This is a genomic window from Micromonospora sp. M71_S20 (assembly GCF_003664255.1).
Taxonomy (GTDB): domain Bacteria; phylum Actinomycetota; class Actinomycetes; order Mycobacteriales; family Micromonosporaceae; genus Micromonospora.
This window is the reverse complement of sequence record NZ_RCCV01000002.1, coordinates 82,164-98,629: the sequence shown is the minus strand read 5'-3', so window position 1 is coordinate 98,629 and position 16,466 is coordinate 82,164. Positions and strand designations below refer to the sequence as shown.

Sequence of the window (16,466 nt, the reverse complement as noted above, 5' to 3'; positions counted from 1 at the left end):
CTTCCCTCCGGGCGCTGGTCCGGGTCGCGGAACCGACACCGCTAGTAACCTGCCGGCGGATTTACCGCAGGTGATCAGGTGTGCAGGCTGGCCGAATGACTTATCCACCACCTGCCCAACCTGACCCCACTCAGCCGCTGACGCCACCGCCGTCGAAGCCGCGGCTGTCGAAGGGCGCGATCATCGGCCTCGTCGTTGGCGGGCTCGTCGCGATGTGCTGCGTGGGCGGGATCGTTGGGGCTGCCGTCGGCGGCGGTAGCGAGCCGGAGAAGAAGCCGGCCGCGCAGCCAGTGCTCACCACCGCCCCGGCCACCACGGCGCCAGCTCCGAGCGCCCCGGCTGCCACCACGCCGGCCGCGTCGTCCGCGCCGGCCGTGCCGGCTGCGCCAGCGAGCACCGCCGCCACGGCTTCCCCTTCCCCCACAGTCGCCGAGGTGAAGATGCCCAACCTGATCGGGGAGAACGCGCAGATCGCCTACGAGACGCTCACGGACCTGGGCTTCACGAAGATCACTTTCGGCTCCCAAGACACTGACGACAAGATCGTGCTGTATCCGCCGAATTGGACGGTGACGAAGCAGAGCACGAAGGCGGGCGTGAAGGTCCGTGTCGACCGGACGATCGTGCTGACCTGCACCAAGGAGGGGTGACGGGTGTGCGGGCAGGCCGGCCACCACAGCGGCCTGCCCGCGTCCCCCGCGCCCGCGCGTCCCGACCCCGGACGCAGAACAGCCCGGGAGCGCTGAGCGCTGCATCCGGGCTGCGGGCACACTCCGCCTGTAGCGGTGAGTGATCAAATCATGCGGCGGCCGGCCCGCCGGCGTCAAGTCGACAGGCGGGCAGACGCGAGCATCCCGACACTACGATCCATGCATGAGCCGAGACTTGGTCCGTGACTTCGCCCTCAACATGTGGGCAGGCGTCGCGCTGTATGCGGTCCAGCACCACGGCGGCCAGATTCTGTCGGCTGTCGGCCGGGCCTGGGATTCAATCCCGCCTTGTCGGTGCCACCACTGCCAGTTCTGAGGCGATACACCGGCGCTGTCTTCCGCGCCCGCCTATCCGCTTGTCGCGCTCGATCCGGGCGGCCTCGTTGACGGCGTAGTAGACAGTCCGGCCGACATGGTGAGCGGTGAGGCCGTCGCGCTGGTGCCAGTTGCGGACCATGGCCACCGAGACGTCGGGGCCGAGGCGTTCGGCGACCTGGGCGGCGGTACCCCAGTAGCGTCCGGCGACGTAAATCATGAGACGTATTTCTGTGCCAGATCCTGGAGCACCTCCTGCTCGCTTCGCCCAGTGGCGCGGGCGGTTTTGACGAGCAGGTGACCGGCAACGCTGACCAGCCCTCCGAGGAGGTCCGCGACAGCTTCGTCGCCCCCCTCGGCGATGAGGTCGTGGATCTGGTCCGCAGCGAAGTTCCCTCCGCCGGGTTCGCTGAGCCAGGCCGTAAGGACGCCGATAGCAGTCAAGGCGTTCTGCTGCTTCGGATCCATCAGTTGTCCTGCGAGATGTCGGCGGGGTCAACGTAGACCGTGAGCCCCGTAATAACCGGCATGCTCTCGTTGGGGTCGTACTCCAGGGCGACGGGGTCGCTTGGCGACACAACGCCAGCCCTGGCCAGGTCGACGAAGCGGAACAGCTCGCCCCAGGTGAGCTGGTTGTCGAGGTCGAGGGTCACCTTGAGGTTCCGGTCGGTCTTCACGAAGTCGTCAGCCACGCCTCGATCATCTCAGCCCTCCATCGTCTGGCCAAGCGGCGCACCCAGTCGCGCTACGCCAGTGTGTTGGGCCGGATCAGATAGCTTCATGCCTATGGCCTGGGAGAACGTAGCGACCCTTGGGATCGCGGTCGCGGCACTGGTGGTTTCGATTGCCAGCGCGCGCTACTCGAAGAAGTCGGCTAACGCGTCAGATCGCTCGGCGAAGGCAGCCGAGCGTTCAGCGGTTGCAGCAGAGAGGCAGGCAGCGGCGGCAGAAGCAGCTCTGCCGCCGCCTGAGCCTCCGGTGCGGTGGGCCGTACGGCCGCAGGGACGGGACGGCTATGTCATGCGGAACATGGGCTCTGATCCGGCCTTCAACGTCAAGCTGGACGACCGAGGGGGTTTCATCACCGTCCTGGATCAGCATGAGGTCGTACAGCCAGGCGAATCGGTCGAGTTCTGGATAGTTCGCGTGGCTGAGGCAGTGGGCATCAACGAGGTGCACGTGACATGGGATGGGCAAGATGAGCCTGTAGTGGTGCCACTTCACTGAAGCGGTGAGCCACCATAATGGTCATTATGGTGGCTCCCGAACGATCTTGAGGGCTCGAAGCGCAAGAGGTAATCGCGCTTCGGGCCCTGTCGTTACCGCTTCTCCGGACGCTTGCCGTAACGCTCACAGTCCCGGTTGTCACATGACTCGTCCGGCAGGAAGTTCTCTACCCCGAGTCGATCGTCGGGAATCCAGTTGACGTGGTTGGGCTGGCCGCACGCGGTGCAGTCAGCCGACTCGTAGGTGTGCATGTTCGCCCGGTTGTAAACCCGCTGGGGACTCATGCGTCCTTCCTACGCGCTCGGCGTAGTTCCCGCGAGGTTGTATGCCTGGCCGAACCGCGTGATGCCCCCGAGAGGCTGCTCTCGGGGGCATCACGCGGTTCGATCAGATGATCGTCGGCCCGTGGTACGGAGCCTGGACGGTCACCTTGTGGTCGCAGGGCTCAATGGCCACCCGCACCTGGGATGCCCGGGCGCGCCGGGGGTGGGTGATGTCGCTGCTCTCGTACGGAACGAGGTTTTCGATCGGGTTGCCGCACTCCGGGCACTGATCGCCCTTGGCGAGTTCCGCCACAGGTTGTCCCTTCTATCGATTTGGACATGGTGTGGGTGGGCAAGTCCATTGTGCCACTAGTCGGTGCTGGCCGCCGCGACCGCACTCACTACGGCAGACCGCAGCTAGATGTGGCGCCCCCTCGACCGCGCCTATCCACCGATCTGCGATTCAGCGCAGACCTTGTGGCAGGGCCGACCGTCCTCGTCGCGCATGAAGGCGGGCTTCCGGCAGATCCGGCACGGCTGCGGCTCCCCAACGGCGTGCTTGGACCAGTTGAGGCCGGCCCTTTGGTTCCCAGCACGCTGCCCCTGCAGGGGCGGCAAAAGGCCGCCCCGCTGGTTACACGCGAGGCCGGCGGCCCGGTCGGCGGGAGCGAGGGTGGGGACAGCGAGAGCGCTTCCGGGGTTGCGGTCGTCCAGGTATCGCTCAAGGTCTTCGGCTCGCAGCCACCGGTGGTTGAAGCCGCCGCCCTTCTTCGGTTCCTGCAAGGGCAGGAACACCCGGGTGGCCGCTCCGATCTGAAGTTCGTCTAGCTCGATGCTGGCGGCCAGGCGGTAGGCGTGAATCTTGCCGCAGCGGGGTCCGCCGCTGACAGGGCAGCGCGGCCCCTTCCAGCCGCAGCGCTCGTAGGCGACCTTGTCGTACCCACTGACCACGCGGAGGCTTGCACCGGCGAGGATCTCGTAGGGCTGGGCACCGTTAAAGCGGGCAAACGGCGCCCGATAGTCGATCTTCAGCTCTGGATTGTCGGTCGCCCAGAACGGCGTGAGCCCGTCCGCTCGGGCGATGGCCACCCGGCTCTTGATGCGAGCCGGGGCTTGCAGGGAGCGCTGGTACTCAACTCCGAGGCGATGCCCGTCGGCCTCGATCACCAGGTCCGTGATGCGCTTGCCATGTGGGGCGTGCTCCTCCACGGTGGCGCGCAGCCCAGCGCTAATCGCAGCCTTGTAGCCGCGCTCCTTCAGCGCCTTGTGCTCGTCACTCTCGCTCTCACCGGCGTGGTTGGCTCGGGCGCCTGGGTTGAGGTGGACGGCTTGGCGCTGCCCTTGACGCTCTCGCAGGTAGACCCACTGCGGGTTGTTGGGGTCGCGCTCGAAACAGCGCCCCATGCAGCGGAGTTCACCGCGGTGGACGGGGCGCTTCCGGAGTTCTTCCCAGAGGTCGGGCTGTTCCGGGTGGCCGAGGTCCGGCCGGGCAAGGTCGAGAGTGATGTCGAGCTTCAGGTGTCGGACGACGTTCGTCTCGCTCATCACCTCTCCGATCCTGGCCGGCGTCGTCAATGTGCAGCGCTCTCCGGGGAGAGGTCATTCCATTGCGGAACTTCGGACATAATTACCCGTAGCGGGGCTCAAGGCATCAACCGTGATCGTGGCTCACGAGGCCTGCTGCGGTGCGGCCCCCGCGACCCCACCGAGGACGACGCCACGCGGCCAGATGTGTGCGACGCCCTCCACCGCGCTGGGCATGCCGCACGGGCAGCCCTGCCCGGTGCAGAGGCACGGGTTGTGCGGTCCGCCTCCGGGTTGGCGGGTCCCGGCGCACACGACGGTCCAGGCGTCGACCGGGCCGGCGGTCTGCACCTCCAGTGCGCGGGCACCGCACGCGGGGCACTCCGGGTTGCCGGGCAGCAGCGCGCGGGCCGGGTCGATGCCGAGGGCGTCACGGACCCACTGGTCTTCGTCGGCCAGGTGCCGGTGGACGAGGGCGGCGGTGCCGGGCTGGAGGTCGGGGATACAGCTCTGGAGACGGTCCAGCGCGTCAGCGTGGGGTGGCGATGCGAAGACCGCGTTGGCGAGCCAGGTCAGCTTCCGGTCGAGCCGTCCGTGCATCTCGGCCCACCGGTTGCGTCGTGCGGGCCGGGGGTCGGTGGCGATGACGACCATGCCGGGGGTGGGGTCGCCGTGGCCGCCGAGGGCGTGTCGGCGGCCCCAAGCCGGGGACTGGAGGAGGGCGGGGGCTTCCAGTTGCTCGGCGGCGATCTGCTGGGCTTCCTCGTCGGCGAGGTGGTGGAGGTGGTGGCGCGCCGCCTGGAGGGACCAGGCGGCGGCGACGGCGTGCAGGTGGTGCGGAGACGTCACGGACGACCCTTTCGGCTGAACAGGTGGGCGACGAGGAGGTACTGGCCGAGGAACACGGCGGCGAGGGCCTGGGCGACGGCGGCTTCGGGGTCCCAGGTGATGTCGAGGGCGGCGGTGAGGCCGAGGACGGCGGCGATGAGGGCGACGTACGCGGCGGCGCCTGCGGCGAGGAGACGGCGGATCATGGGCGGGCCTGCTCGGCGAGCGCCTGGCGAACGTGCGACGCGAGCTGGATGGTGCGGCGGCGTACGGCGTCGGGCGAGTTCGCGGCGCGGAAGGCGGCGGCCTTCTCGGGTGGCATCCACCGCATCGCGCCGGGGCGGACGCCGTAGTCGTCGAGGCTGCCGTCGAGGGTGAGGGCGACGTGCTCGGGGGTCTCGGCCATCGGTCAGCCCTCCCGCTCGTCGCCGTCCAGGGCGGCCAGGACAGCCTCGGCGCACCGCTCCCGCACCGACAGCGCCACGAACGGCCCGATCTCCGCGAGGGTGCGGCTGAGGGCGTTGAAGGCCAAGGCGTGGCGTCGGCGAGCGTCGGCCGGCTGCTCCTGCGCGCGACACGAGGAACCGAGGCCCGGCGCCGGGGCCTGACGGAGCTTCTCTGCGAGGGCGTGGAGCAGTTCGCCGAATCCGGTGGGCTGGGGCTGGCAGGTGGTGAGCCAGTCGCGGAGCAGGCTGGGGTCTGCGGCGAGGGTGTCGAGTTGGCGGGCGATGTCGTGGTGGGTGTCTTCGCGGGCGGTGTCGAGCTGCTGGCGAAGGACGTTGCGGCAGTCGAGCGCCTCGTCGCGTTCGGCTTCGGCGGTGGCGGCTCGGGCGTCGAGCTGGTTGCGCTCGTCCGCGTCGAGGTAGGTGGCGAAGCTGTGGCCGGTGGGGGCGTCTCCGGCGGCGTAGGGCTCGGTGGTGGTCATCGGGCTCGGGTCTCCTCGATCTCGTGGCGGATCTGTCGGGCGCGGGCGGGGGTGACGTACGGGTACTGCTGGCCGAGGACGAACTCGTCCTCTTCGGCGGGTGGGGGTGGCACGTGGGCGAGGGCGCGGGCGATGGCGGCTTGTGCGGACGCCTGGGCGCGGCGTTCGCCCGGGGTGCGGTGCCGGGGCAAGGTCGTCATCCGGTCTCTCCCTGGGCGGCCTGGTGGGCGGCGCGGGCGGCTTCGCGGCGGGCGGTGGCTTCGGCGATGGCCTGGGCGGCGCGGTCGGGCCGGCGGAGCGGGTTGCGGGGCGGTCCGGGCACCGGGGCGGGGAAGAGGCTGGTCCGCTCGTCGGTGGGGATGGCGTCAGGGTTGCCGGGGACCAGGCGGAGAGCCGGCGGCGGGTCGCTCGCGTGCGCGCGGTCGTGAGTTGCGGTCTCAGGCTGAGGTGGTTGCTGTTCCTCGGCGGAGGTTGCGGTTTCCGGTGAGGTCCGGCGGCCCGAAGGGTCGTCGGGTCGTCGGGGGTCTGGGGGCGGCGCGCCCCCAGTGGTGTCTACGGCAGGTAGGACCGGAGGTACGGGGAGCCTTACTTCCTCCTGTGGGTCCTCTCTTGGTTCGTCGTGGTTCCTAGGGGGGAATGCGGCGTTCCCCCTCTGCGGAATGCTGGTTTCCCCCTGAGGAGGAATCCCGGTTTCCCCCTCAGGGGGAACGCTGGTTTCCCCCTCCTTCTCCACGGTGCAGTGACGCTTGCCGATGGACTTGGGGGTGTTGAGGAGGGTCAGCTCGTAGACCGCGTTGTTGCCGACGCGGCCCTTGGAGACCCGCTTCGCGGCTCCGGCGTCGATCAGGTCCTCGATGGCGAGGCGGACGACGCGTAGGACGCTGTCGCGCGTGCCGCCGCGCTCGTTGCGCAGGACGTTGGCCAGGGCGTCGCGTCCGCCGAAGTACGTTGCGGCGGGCACCTTGTCCGTGGGCTCGTCCAGGGCAGTGAGCGCCATCCGTACGGCCACGCGGAAGGCGCGGTCGGGCAGGTGGGTCCACCTGGCGAGGACCAGGCCGACGAGGCGTGCACCCACGGGTCGGACTCCTGACTGTCGTGCGGTCTGTGCGGGGTGGCCGGGGCCGGGCCCCGGGGAAGCGGGACCCGGCCGGACCGGTCAGGCGTCGGCGGCCGACGCGGCGAGGGGGAACGCCCAGATCGAGCGCTCCGGCTTGCCGTCCTCGGCGGGCACGACCACCTCCCACGGGCCCCGGAACAGGCCGTACGCGGCCCAGTCGCAGCCGCGGGTGTTGGTCGGGGTCGGCTTCTTCAGGGCGCCGAGGGAACGGCCGATGCACTCCTGTCCGGCCATCCCGGGGGGTGCCCCTGCGGCCTTGAAGTCGGCGGGGCTGGCGATGTCGTCGCAGTTCGGGCAGCGGAAAGCCCAACGCATCGGGTCGTTGCCGAAGAGGGCAGCGGCCTCGGTCGTGAGTTCGGCCTGGGTGAGCTTGCGGTGCTTCAGTGCGGTGCTCATGCGGCTCGGGTCTCCTTGGTCGTGGCCGACGTGGCGGCCTTGTGGCGGCGGTAGTAGTCGGACCAGTAGCGGCGCCGGTCCTGCCGCCACGCCCGCAGGTTCGGGACGTGGCAGCGGCGGCACAGGACGGTCGTGCGGCGCGGGTCGAGCCGCTTGTCGTCGGGGTAGCCGCACTGGCAGATCGGGGCGACCTGGCCCCGCTCCAGGTAGGCGATGCCGGCGCGGATGACGCCGGCTTCCCGGTCGGCGGTCGCTGCGCAGGCCGTCTGGACCGGGCAGACGCGGCAGATGGCGAGGGCGAGCCGGTTGCCGTCGTCGCCGAGGTCCCACCAGTCGGCCGGTCGGGTGGCGCACAGGGCGGCGGTCACCGGTCGTCTCCGATGCGGCGCAGGTGCTCGGCCTGGGCGGCGTCCCGCTGGGCCTCCGCCGCAGCCGCAGCGGCCTCGTCGTGTACGCCGTTGGCCTCCGGGAGTCCGCAGGTGCAGCGCCCGGGGACGCCAGGGGCCGCGGCGTAGCGGTGCGGGTCCGGGCGGCGGACCGTGGCGATCGTGCGGCGGCTCACCGCTGGCCCCTGTAGATCTCCGGGGCCGTGACGCGCCCCTCCCGCACGTCCTTCGGCAGGTGTCCGACGTGCCAGTGCTCAGCCACCAGGTCGCAGGGGTACTCGCGCATGCCCTGCCGGCGGCGGTGCCGGCGGAGCTGCTGCTTGGCCTGCTTGCGGCTGGGGTAGAGCCGCTTGCCGTGCTGGTCGCAGTAGCCGATGTAGTCGGGTCGCTGGTCGGCCATTACGCACCGCCCTGCAGGCGGTCCAGCTCAGCGGCCAGTTCCTGGCGGAGCAGCTCCAGGCGGTGGACCTCGTCGCGCCAGGCCGGTACGTCGTCGGCGACCGCCCGGGCGAGCAGGTCCGCCACCACGGTGGAGCCGCTGTCGCGGGCCTCGGCGTACGCGATGTACCGCTCGCCCATGGCGTCGAGGTCGGCGGGTGCGATTCGGGGCCCGGCCGGGGCCGGCGTGACGCCGGCCCCGAGGAACTGGATGACGTTAGCCACGGTCCGCACCCACCAGCTCGGGCGCGGGCCGGCCGGCGGCGGCGTGCCACAGCATCGGCAAGATGTCCGTGCAGTCGGCCGGCGGCAGCCCGCACCGCAGGCACGTCGGCGACAGCGGCACACCGTCCGGGCCGGTCGGGCGGACACCGGGCGCTGGCGTGGGCCCGGTCAGCTCGTCGAGCATCAGGTCGTCCAGCCCGTTCGCCGGGGACTCCGGACGGACGACCAGGCCAGCCTGCTCGGCATCCTCGATCTCGGCGGCCGACAGCGGCCACACGGGGTCAAGCGGGTCCGGGGCGTCCGGGAGGATCGAGTGCGGCGGGTGGTGCTTGACCACCAGCGGTTCCGGCTCCTGCTCGTCGCGCCGCTCCCCGACCACCACGACCGGCACGCCGTACGAGTGGACGCGGTCGACCCACGCCACACCGTCGTCGTCGAGCTGCTGCTGCGCCCGGGTCACCGCGACGTACGCGAGCATCAACTCGCTCTTGCGCAGCACCAGGGCCTTCCGCGGGGACTCCGGCGTCGGGTACGGCACCGGGGTCGGCTCCCGGAAGTCGTCGCCGATGTGCACCCGGGGCCACTGGAGGCCCTTGCTCTTGTGGCCGGTGGAGATGACGACCTGGGCGTCGTCGGCGCGGCGGGTGAGCCGGTCGCAGGTGGCCATGATGGCGTCGGGCCCGTAGTCGTTGATCAGCTTCACGGCGGGCGCCAGGTCACCGCCGTCGTCCTCCGCCACGTACTGGCACACCTCGTCCCACGAGGCGAACGCCGCCAGCTCGGGGTGGTCGGTAGGCTCTCCGTGGATCAGCTTCTCGGCGGCCTCGGCGAGGCGGCGGATCTCGCTGCCACCACCGGTCAGGTGCACCCGGGAGCCTGCGGCGAGGTGCTCCATGGTTTCGCGCATCGCGCCGGCGTTGGTGCGGCACAGGACCGCGTCGGGCTGCTCGATCGGCCCGATGACGGACTCGATCCACGGTGCGCCGATGACGCGGGTCTCGGCGTTGAGCAGGCCGAGCCACTGGTTGGCCCGGGCCGCGATGCGGGGCCCGAACCGGAACGACTGCGACAGGGTGAGCCGCACGTCGGCGGGCCAGGTGGCGAGGGCGTCGATCGAGCCCCGCCAGGCGTAGAGCTGCTGGCACGGGTCGCCGACCGCGACAAGCTGGGCGCCGCGCTGCCCGGTCAGCACCGATGCGAGGACCGGGTTGGCGTCCTGGGCCTCGTCGAAGAGGATGCAGTCGGCCGGGATGTACGGCGAGCCGAGGGCCCACACCTTCAGGTAGTGGTCCGGGACGTGGCGGAGCTTGCCGGACGGGTGCCGCAAGTCGGACCAGGCCAGGTCGGCGATCGGGAGGACCACGTCGACGAGGGCCTTGCGGGCGTGGCCGGTGACGCCCTCCACCTTGGGCACGTGGTGTGCGGCGATCTCCGGGTCGGCGCTCTCGCAGTACCGGTTCACCGTGGCCAGCGCGGTCCGGGCGAGAGCGGCGGGGCGGAGCACCACCCCGCCGAGGTCGACCGGGGCGTTGAGGACCCGGGTCGCCGGGATGGAGCCCCCGGCGTACATGATCTCGGCGGACTGGCGGGCGGTCAGGCGGGGCGCGTCGAGGCGGTGCTTGTACCGGTACCCGACGTCCCGGAAGGCCAGCGAGTGGGCGGTGCGGGCCTCGACGTTGCGGGGCATGGAGGTCTTCGCCTCGTCGGCCAGGGCCTTGTTGTACGCGACGTACAGGCAGCGGCGGGTCGGGGCGGCCTCAGCGGACATGCGGATGGTGCTGGTCTTGCCGGCTCCGGCAACGGCGACCGTGACCAGGGACTGTCCGTCCACGAACGCGTCGATGACCGTGGCCTGCTCGTCGGTGGGCTTGTGGCTCATGCTGCGGCTCCCGTCGGCTGCTGGTTGCGGAGCTGCCGCTTGCGCATCTCCAGGGCGGCGATGACGTCCTCCACCTCGGCGGCCGTGATGTCCTTGCTCGACGCCACGTCCCGCTTCAGGACGTGACCGATGACCTGCCGGTACTGCGCCCGCTCCGTGTAGCCCAGCTCGGTGAGCAGGGCGAACATGCGCTTGCGGCGGCGCTCCTCGTGCTCGCTGGGGGCGGCGGCCTGCGGCGCCGGGGTCAGCTCCCGTGCGCGGCGCTCCATCAGGGCGGAGAGCTGCTCCTGGTCGCCGTGCTCGTTGGTGACCTGCTCGGCGGCGATGTCGGGGTACTCGTGGCTCAGCTTCGCGGCGGCCTGCCGGATGCCGCCCGCGGTACGGTCCGGGTGCAGCGTCCAGTCCCGAAGGCCGATCGCGGTGGGGGCGGGGCGGGGCTCAGCAGCCGGCGGGCCGGACACGGGACGCTCGTCGTCCGGCTCGGCGGGCTGCAACGCGACCAGGTGCCGGGTGTGTGCCTCGGCCGGCGCGCAGCCAAGCGTGTCGAACACGATGTTCTCGATCGACCAATCGCGGGCCAGCTCGATCGGGTCGTCGTAGCCCGGCCGGATGCCGACGTGCACCGACCGGACCCCGATCACCGTTCCCGGCTTGGTCCGGTCGAGGCGGATCCAGCAGGACACGTCGTAGCCGAGCGTCTTGTGGCCCTCGACCTTGTACTCGCGCTGCCGCTCGATCGGTTTGCCGGCCTCGTCGAGGGCGGCGACCTCCTTGCCGCGGGCGGTCAGGAGGACGATGCCCGGGAAGGTCATCAGGGTGGTCATCAGCTTGCGGTGGCGAGCGCCAGCCTCGTTCCAGAGGTCCATGCTGATCTTCGGCTCTTCGTCCGGGCCGAGGGGCTTCGCGTTGTACTTCCGGACCTTGAACTCGTGCCGGCGGCGGGCCTTGTCGGACGCCCAGTCCTTGAGCAGGTCCCACTCGGCGGTCATCGAGTCGATGACCAGCACGACGGGCGGCTCACCGGCTGCGGCGGCGCGGGCGGCCTCGGCCTTGACGGCGTCGACGGCGGCCTGGATCTGCGCCCAGGTGCCGTCGTGCTCGACGACGAGGTAGGTCGCGCCGGGGATGGCGCCGTACTCGTCGGCGGCGCCCTCGCCGAGGTCAATCCAGTACATCTGGCCGATCCGGGGGGACGTGGAGAACTGGGCGCAGGCCCAGGACTTGCCGGACTTCTCGCCGCCCTCGATGAGGATGAGCGGCCACGGCACGCGGCCGGTGGGCTTGCGGGTGCGCAGGGCGGTCACTGCTGGGCTCCCTGGGTGGTGTCGGTGTCGGTCAGGTCGCTGCGGAGCTCGGCGAGGACGGCGGCCGTGTCGATGCGGCCGGTGCGCTCGTCGACGCCCGCGGGCAGGTGCCGGTCGGCCCAGTGGTGCGGGGCGAGGGCCTGCCGGTCGGCGGGGTGCAGCGGCGACCAGTCGGCGGAGACCGGCTCGGCGACCTGGTGGTGGGTGCCGCGCTTCTCGCGGCGGCCGGCGCGGTGCCGGCCGATGTACGGCCCGGCCGGGGCCGGCCCCTCGGTGGGGGCCGGCGCGGCGACGGGCGGCTGTTGGGCGGTGGGGGCGTCGACGGTCACCGTTGGTCCTTCCGGTCGAAGTCGGCGGCGGAGCGGGCGGTGTGGATGTCGCGGAGGGTGCGGTAGCCCCAGAGGGGCCACGGCCGCTCGGCGTCGGGGGTGAGGACGGCCGCCGCGACCGCTCGCTGCTCGAGCTCGGCGCGCAGCCGCCGCTCCTCGCGGTGGGCCGTGTGGAGGTCGTCGCGGGCCTCGTCGCGCTCGGCGGTGGTGGCCGCGAGGGCGGTGGCGTACCCGTACGCCAGCAGGGCGGCGGCAGCCAGGGCGATCAGCAGCAGCACGACGGCGATGGCCAGGGCCGCGGTCAGGGCGGCCATCACGCCGCGTCCCGAAGGGCCGGGTCGGTCAGCGGGAGCAGGCCCAGCAGGTGCGGCGGGATCGTCACGGCGTCGGTCACCACGTAGGCGTCCGGGGACGGGTAGTCACCCGCAGCCACCCCGACCCAGTACGCGCACTCGTCGTCGTGCACGTCGCCGGGCAGGTGGCCGCACGGCAGGTCCGGCACGGTGATCGGCGCGGCGGCCGGGAAGTAGGTGGGGCCGCCCGGGGGAATCTGCGGCGGATTCGGCCACGGCGTGGCCGGCGACCCGGGTTGCACCGGTGTCTCCGGTAGGGTCTGGTGCATCTGGACTCCTCGATCAGGGTTGGGTTGTCCGGGTGGGAGCCCCCGTTGCAGCGGGGGCTTCGTTCGTTACTGCTGCCGGCGCGCTCCGGTGAGCGCGTCGACCAGGCGCTGCCGGCGGTTCCAGATGAAGTCGGCACGGGCTGTGGCGGTCACGCGGACCTCCTGAGGGGTTCGGCGGGAGTAGGCTGCTCGGTCTGTTGTGCGGCGAGGGCCTCGCGGCGCCAGATGGCGACCTGGATTTCGGCGAGGACCTGGGACATGGCCTCTGCGGCGGCCTTGCCGCCGGGGCTGTCGGGGTCGATGGGCTCGACGCGCCGGTGGGCGACGGGGCGCTTCACGCTGCTACCTCGAACAGCTCGTCGACGGTGGTGTTGAGCCGGTCGGCCATGCGCATCGCCACCGTGAGGGTGGGCGTGACCATGCCCCGACGGATGCGGTAGAGGGTGGTGCGGTCCATGTCCAAAAGGCGGGCCAGCTCCTGCTCAGAGCCGGCTCCCAGGGGTGCTGCGAGGGTGTCGAAGACGTTGGTCTTCAGCCGAATCGGCGAGAGTGTTGCAGGTTCGCCTCGGGGGGGTGCTGCACTCATGCCACAGACCGTACCCCCGCTGTGGCGGGTGTTGCAACAGTGCAACACATCAGCCGTTCGGCTGATTCGTGAGTAGGCCCTGCGTCCCCTAGCGTTGCACCCATGCAACGTGTCGAAACGCCCACGAGGGCACTCACCCGACGGCAATTCAGCCTGCTGCAACCACGCCGCAGGACGCGTCCAGAGCCGTCACGACCTGCGGATACGCCGAGTTCAGTGCCTTACGGTGTGCAGGTGCGCAACACTGCGACGCATGACCGTGGCGCCTGGGCCTCGCTCGTCACCAAGACGCGCGAGCGGGTCGGCATGAACAAGTCCGAGCTGGCACGCCGGCTCGGCATAGACCGGACCACGATCATCCGCTGGGAGTCCGGCAAGAGCAGACCCGAAGACCCGACTGTCGTCGAGGCCTTTGCCCAACTGTTCGGCCTGGACGCCGACGAGGTACTCACCGCGGCAGGGCTTCGGACCGGCAGCCCATCGTCCGGGCGGTCTACCAGCGATCCACCACTGGACCCCGACCTGGTCATCATCATGCGCAGACTCAACGACCCCCTCACCCCCGACGCTGAGCGAGCAACGCTGAGGGCGACGCTGCGATACCTCGCCGAACTGGCCGACCAGGCCGAGCGTGGGCGAGGCCGCGCCGCCGGCTGATGCCCCGCCGCCGCAAACTCACCGCCGTACCCGGCCAGCCAAAACGCGTCGTCGCCTACCGCCGCGTCTCCGAACTGGCTGGACGCGGCGGTGACGACTTCTACAGCCCCGACATCCAACTCGACGGCATCCGCCGCATGATCCGCCCCGCAGGACTCCAAGAGGTCGCCGTCATCGACGACATCGACGAGACCGGCCGCGACTTCGCCCGCGAAGGCATCGACCGCATCCGCCGCATGGCCGCAGACGGACACATCGACGCCATCGCCGTCTACAAGATCGATCGGTTCGGCCGCAACGTCCTCGAGAGCCTCCAGGTGCTCGCCGAGCTGGCTGCCAAGGGCGTCACGATCATGTCGGCGTCCGAGCAGATCGACACGTCCACCCCCTCCGGACGGTGGATGCTCACCAACCTGCTCTCCCTGGCCGAGATGCAGTCCGACGAGATCGGCCGCGGCTGGTCCGGTGCCATCGCTCGCCGAGCCGAAACCGGCAAGCACCACGGCCGACCGCTGGGCTACCTCAAGCGCGACAAGATGCTCACCCCTGACCCTGACTTGGCCCCCGCCATCACCGAGGTGTTCCGCCGGTACGCCGCTGGCGAACCCATCGGCGAGATCACCGAGTACCTGGCCACCATGAGGGGCGTGGCGATGCACACGCCCAACGTCAAGAAGCTGCTCCGCAACGCCGCCTACCGAGGCATGGTCGTAGCCGGCGGCGAGGAACTGCCCGGCGAGCACGACGCCCTCGTCGACGACGACACCTGGGCGCGGGTGCAGGAGCGCCTAGACGCCGAGGCGGGCACGCCACCGCGCGCCCTGGCGGCCACATGGTCGCTCGTCGGTCTTGTCGTGTGCCCTCGGGGCCACCGCCTCCAGCGGCAGGGTGAGCGGCTCGTCTGCGGGCAGGGGCGCGGCGACGTGAAAGGTGGCGACTGCCCGGGTGTCGGCCGTCCGCTGCTCGCCCGCGTCGAGCAGGAAGTACTCGATCAGGTCGCGGACTACGCAGCACGACTACGGACAGATGCCGAAGCGCGTGCTGTCCGACTGTCCAAGCGCGCCGCCGCCAGGGTGGACCGCGCCCGCCTGGAGCGAGAGGTGGCCGACGCGCGGGCGGCGATGGTGAAGCTGGCTACCCGCAACGCGCTCGACCAGCTCCCCGACGAGGTGTACCAGGAGGCGCTGGCGGACCTTCGGCGCACCGAGCGGACTGCCGCTGCCGAGCTGGCCAGGTTGCCGGCCGAGGCGAAGGTGCCCGACCCGGAGCAAGAGGCTGCGATGGTGGAGAAGTTCCTCGCACTGTGGCCGAAAATGACGTTTGCCGAACGCGGTCGATCGTTACGTTCTGTGGTCAGTCACGTTAAGGTGCGGCCGGCGGAAGTGTGGCGGCAGCCGGAAGAGAAGCGCGTGACGGTGCATTTCCACTGGTAGACGTATTCGGCTTTTCTGATCCGTCACGATCGTGGGCAACGTGCTGACCGCGCCGGAGTGGCGTCGCACCACCCAGAGCAACACCCTGGTGGCCAACTTCAAGGTCGCCTCGACCGCCCGCCGGCTCGACCGCGACAGCGGGCGCTGGGTCGACGGCAACAGCCTGCGCGTCCGGGTCAACTGCTGGCGCAAGCTCGCCGAGGGGGTGGCCGCCTCGGTGATGGTCGGCGACCCGGTGGTGGTCTGCGGCCGGCTCTACACCCGCGACTGGACGGACGACGCCGGCAACCACCGCTCGCTCTACGAGCTGGAGGCGGTCGCCGTCGGCCACGACCTGTCCCGGGGCCGCAGCCGGTTCCAGCGCACCCGGCCGACGATGACGACCAGCACCGTCGAGGACGCCGAGGCCGAGCACCGGGTACGCGGCGAGACGACCGAGCCGGTGCCGGCCGAGGACGCCCCCGTCCTGCCGGACCGCCGACCGCTCGACGACGACTTCGAGCCCGACTTCGGCGCGTTCGCCGGTCACGGCCTGCCGGGCGACGCCACCGGCGACGGCTCCCTCGACCCGTTCGACGACCCGACGGACGAGCCCCACGGCGGGCAGCCCGACGGGCCGGAGCCGGAAGCCGACGGCCCGGCGCCGGTGACCGACCCACCGGAGGACGCCCCGGGTGCCGGGGGTGGTCGGGGCGACGCGGCCGTGGCGGAGCCGGGCCCGTCGTCCGAGGAGGCCGAGGCGGGCGTCTCCCCGGCCGGCCGTGGCCGACGGGGCCGGGGGCGGGTGCCGCAGCCCGTGTGACCGCCCGCGCCCGGGTGACACGACGGGGGCGGGGTGGCGCCGGCGGTGCCGTCGTCACCCCGCGTGTCCCCGGGCGCTCCGGTGAGTCGTTCTGATGCGCGGTGCGCGGTGCGCGGTGCGCGGTGCGCGGTGGGCGGAGCCGGCCGGCCCGTCGGGGCCGCCCGGTGGGCGGTGCATCAGCGGTGTCGTGGTGGACCGTTGCGGGGTGCTGCCCGATCGCGACTGGGTCATGCGTGATCGTTTGCACGGCAGCCGGGCGTCCGCCGCCGTTCCTTCCGGGGCGACGTCAAACGATCATGGGCGCCGCGGCTCGGCCCCCGCACTGCCCGCCCTTCCCCTGCCTCGCGCTCGACCGGCTCGACCGGCTCGACCAGCTCGACCGGTCAAGTGGTCGACCGGACCGTGGGGCCATTGGGGGAGGCGGAGTGGCTGGCGCGGTCCGGGCGATCGGGGACGAACGCCGCCGCCACGGCCCCGCCGAGCGCGGCGCCGACGATGAC

The 16,466-nt window shown here is 71.4% G+C and carries 29 protein-coding genes; 5 read left to right on the top strand and 24 right to left on the bottom strand.

Features of this window, described 5'->3' with window-relative positions:
- Positions 1 to 95: 95 nt before the first annotated feature.
- The gene (locus DER29_RS21265; protein WP_148710095.1) at positions 96 to 650 is read left to right on the top strand and encodes a PASTA domain-containing protein; all 555 of its coding nucleotides are present in this window, start codon (positions 96 to 98) and stop codon (positions 648 to 650) included.
- Between the two features lie 337 nt (positions 651 to 987).
- Here DER29_RS21265 and DER29_RS21260 read toward each other — a convergent pair whose 3' ends face one another.
- From DER29_RS21260 to DER29_RS21250, 3 genes are read right to left on the bottom strand one after another with little or no spacing between them, the layout of a single operon-like run.
- Entirely contained in the window at positions 988 to 1,245 is a 258-nt protein-coding gene (locus DER29_RS21260) for a hypothetical protein (RefSeq protein ID WP_121399458.1), read from the bottom strand.
- Positions 1,242 to 1,493: a hypothetical protein gene (locus DER29_RS21255; RefSeq protein WP_121399457.1), complete on the bottom strand. Its 252-nt coding sequence runs from the start codon at positions 1,491 to 1,493 to the stop codon at positions 1,242 to 1,244. Before DER29_RS21255 ends, DER29_RS21260 begins: the two co-directional genes overlap by 4 nt.
- Positions 1,493 to 1,717: a hypothetical protein gene (locus tag DER29_RS21250; protein WP_121399456.1), complete on the bottom strand. Its 225-nt coding sequence runs from the start codon at positions 1,715 to 1,717 to the stop codon at positions 1,493 to 1,495. The genes DER29_RS21255 and DER29_RS21250 overlap by 1 nt, the downstream gene beginning before the upstream one ends.
- Before the next feature lie 94 nt (positions 1,718 to 1,811).
- Here DER29_RS21250 and DER29_RS33955 point away from each other — a divergent pair, with 94 nt between their 5' ends.
- Entirely contained in the window at positions 1,812 to 2,252 is a 441-nt protein-coding gene (locus tag DER29_RS33955) for a hypothetical protein (RefSeq protein WP_148710094.1), read from the top strand.
- 92 nt (positions 2,253 to 2,344) lie between these two features.
- Here DER29_RS33955 and DER29_RS33950 read toward each other — a convergent pair whose 3' ends face one another.
- The 21 genes from DER29_RS33950 to DER29_RS21145 form a co-directional block, all read right to left on the bottom strand.
- Entirely contained in the window at positions 2,345 to 2,536 is a 192-nt protein-coding gene (locus tag DER29_RS33950; RefSeq protein WP_148710093.1) for a hypothetical protein, read from the bottom strand.
- 103 nt (positions 2,537 to 2,639) lie between these two features.
- Positions 2,640 to 2,828, bottom strand: coding sequence for a hypothetical protein (locus DER29_RS21240; RefSeq protein WP_121399454.1), 189 nt, complete (start codon positions 2,826 to 2,828; stop codon positions 2,640 to 2,642).
- Between the two features lie 131 nt (positions 2,829 to 2,959).
- Positions 2,960 to 4,060: a competence protein CoiA family protein gene (locus DER29_RS21235; protein ID WP_148710092.1), complete on the bottom strand. Its 1,101-nt coding sequence runs from the start codon at positions 4,058 to 4,060 to the stop codon at positions 2,960 to 2,962.
- Between the two features lie 123 nt (positions 4,061 to 4,183).
- Positions 4,184 to 4,888: a hypothetical protein gene (locus DER29_RS21230; RefSeq protein ID WP_121399452.1), complete on the bottom strand. Its 705-nt coding sequence runs from the start codon at positions 4,886 to 4,888 to the stop codon at positions 4,184 to 4,186.
- Positions 4,885 to 5,073: a hypothetical protein gene (locus DER29_RS21225; protein ID WP_121399451.1), complete on the bottom strand. Its 189-nt coding sequence runs from the start codon at positions 5,071 to 5,073 to the stop codon at positions 4,885 to 4,887. The genes DER29_RS21230 and DER29_RS21225 overlap by 4 nt, the downstream gene beginning before the upstream one ends.
- On the bottom strand, positions 5,070 to 5,273 hold the full coding sequence (locus DER29_RS21220; protein ID WP_121399450.1) for a hypothetical protein: 204 nt from the start codon (positions 5,271 to 5,273) through the stop codon (positions 5,070 to 5,072). Before DER29_RS21220 ends, DER29_RS21225 begins: the two co-directional genes overlap by 4 nt.
- 3 nt (positions 5,274 to 5,276) lie before the next feature.
- Positions 5,277 to 5,792: a hypothetical protein gene (locus tag DER29_RS21215; RefSeq protein WP_121399449.1), complete on the bottom strand. Its 516-nt coding sequence runs from the start codon at positions 5,790 to 5,792 to the stop codon at positions 5,277 to 5,279.
- A complete protein-coding gene (locus DER29_RS21210; protein WP_121399448.1) occupies positions 5,789 to 5,992 on the bottom strand; it encodes a hypothetical protein in 204 nt (67 codons plus the stop codon). Before DER29_RS21210 ends, DER29_RS21215 begins: the two co-directional genes overlap by 4 nt.
- Complete coding sequence (locus DER29_RS21205) at positions 5,989 to 6,867, bottom strand: hypothetical protein (RefSeq protein ID WP_121399447.1); 879 nt, start codon at positions 6,865 to 6,867, stop codon at positions 5,989 to 5,991. Before DER29_RS21205 ends, DER29_RS21210 begins: the two co-directional genes overlap by 4 nt.
- Positions 6,868 to 6,948: 81 nt before the next feature.
- Positions 6,949 to 7,305 (bottom strand): VVA0879 family protein, encoded by a 357-nt coding sequence (locus DER29_RS21200; protein WP_121399446.1) that lies wholly within the window; start codon positions 7,303 to 7,305, stop codon positions 6,949 to 6,951.
- Positions 7,302 to 7,673, bottom strand: coding sequence for a WhiB family transcriptional regulator (locus tag DER29_RS21195; protein ID WP_121399445.1), 372 nt, complete (start codon positions 7,671 to 7,673; stop codon positions 7,302 to 7,304). Before DER29_RS21195 ends, DER29_RS21200 begins: the two co-directional genes overlap by 4 nt.
- Positions 7,670 to 7,867 carry a hypothetical protein gene (locus DER29_RS21190; RefSeq protein ID WP_121399444.1) on the bottom strand — a complete coding sequence of 66 codons (198 nt, stop codon included), beginning with the start codon at positions 7,865 to 7,867 and terminating at the stop codon, positions 7,670 to 7,672. The genes DER29_RS21195 and DER29_RS21190 overlap by 4 nt, the downstream gene beginning before the upstream one ends.
- Positions 7,864 to 8,091, bottom strand: a complete 228-nt coding sequence (locus tag DER29_RS21185) for a hypothetical protein (RefSeq protein WP_121399443.1) — start codon at positions 8,089 to 8,091, stop codon at positions 7,864 to 7,866. The genes DER29_RS21190 and DER29_RS21185 overlap by 4 nt, the downstream gene beginning before the upstream one ends.
- Positions 8,091 to 8,354: a hypothetical protein gene (locus DER29_RS21180; RefSeq protein WP_233600093.1), complete on the bottom strand. Its 264-nt coding sequence runs from the start codon at positions 8,352 to 8,354 to the stop codon at positions 8,091 to 8,093. Before DER29_RS21180 ends, DER29_RS21185 begins: the two co-directional genes overlap by 1 nt.
- Positions 8,347 to 10,233 carry a UvrD-helicase domain-containing protein gene (locus DER29_RS21175; RefSeq protein ID WP_121399442.1) on the bottom strand — a complete coding sequence of 629 codons (1,887 nt, stop codon included), beginning with the start codon at positions 10,231 to 10,233 and terminating at the stop codon, positions 8,347 to 8,349. Before DER29_RS21175 ends, DER29_RS21180 begins: the two co-directional genes overlap by 8 nt.
- Complete coding sequence (locus tag DER29_RS21170; protein ID WP_121399441.1) at positions 10,230 to 11,537, bottom strand: AAA family ATPase; 1,308 nt, start codon at positions 11,535 to 11,537, stop codon at positions 10,230 to 10,232. Before DER29_RS21170 ends, DER29_RS21175 begins: the two co-directional genes overlap by 4 nt.
- Positions 11,534 to 11,866, bottom strand: a complete 333-nt coding sequence (locus DER29_RS21165; protein ID WP_121399440.1) for a hypothetical protein — start codon at positions 11,864 to 11,866, stop codon at positions 11,534 to 11,536. The genes DER29_RS21170 and DER29_RS21165 overlap by 4 nt, the downstream gene beginning before the upstream one ends.
- Complete coding sequence (locus DER29_RS21160; RefSeq protein ID WP_121399439.1) at positions 11,863 to 12,180, bottom strand: hypothetical protein; 318 nt, start codon at positions 12,178 to 12,180, stop codon at positions 11,863 to 11,865. Before DER29_RS21160 ends, DER29_RS21165 begins: the two co-directional genes overlap by 4 nt.
- Entirely contained in the window at positions 12,180 to 12,488 is a 309-nt protein-coding gene (locus DER29_RS21155) for a hypothetical protein (RefSeq protein ID WP_370040367.1), read from the bottom strand. Before DER29_RS21155 ends, DER29_RS21160 begins: the two co-directional genes overlap by 1 nt.
- 149 nt (positions 12,489 to 12,637) lie before the next feature.
- Positions 12,638 to 12,826 carry a hypothetical protein gene (locus tag DER29_RS21150; RefSeq protein ID WP_121399438.1) on the bottom strand — a complete coding sequence of 63 codons (189 nt, stop codon included), beginning with the start codon at positions 12,824 to 12,826 and terminating at the stop codon, positions 12,638 to 12,640.
- On the bottom strand, positions 12,823 to 13,074 hold the full coding sequence (locus tag DER29_RS21145) for a helix-turn-helix transcriptional regulator (RefSeq protein ID WP_121399437.1): 252 nt from the start codon (positions 13,072 to 13,074) through the stop codon (positions 12,823 to 12,825). The genes DER29_RS21150 and DER29_RS21145 overlap by 4 nt, the downstream gene beginning before the upstream one ends.
- A 234-nt stretch (positions 13,075 to 13,308) precedes the next feature.
- Between DER29_RS21145 and DER29_RS21140 the strand changes: the two genes are divergently transcribed.
- Genes DER29_RS21140 through DER29_RS21130 form a run of 3 tightly spaced genes read left to right on the top strand, consistent with a single transcriptional unit; the run spans position 13,309 to position 15,966 of the window.
- Positions 13,309 to 13,731: a helix-turn-helix transcriptional regulator gene (locus DER29_RS21140; protein ID WP_158619070.1), complete on the top strand. Its 423-nt coding sequence runs from the start codon at positions 13,309 to 13,311 to the stop codon at positions 13,729 to 13,731.
- The gene (locus tag DER29_RS21135; protein ID WP_121399435.1) at positions 13,731 to 15,164 is read left to right on the top strand and encodes a recombinase family protein; all 1,434 of its coding nucleotides are present in this window, start codon (positions 13,731 to 13,733) and stop codon (positions 15,162 to 15,164) included. The genes DER29_RS21140 and DER29_RS21135 overlap by 1 nt, the downstream gene beginning before the upstream one ends.
- 28 nt (positions 15,165 to 15,192) lie before the next feature.
- Complete coding sequence (locus DER29_RS21130) at positions 15,193 to 15,966, top strand: single-stranded DNA-binding protein (RefSeq protein ID WP_233600134.1); 774 nt, start codon at positions 15,193 to 15,195, stop codon at positions 15,964 to 15,966.
- Positions 15,967 to 16,466: the final 500 nt, after the last annotated feature.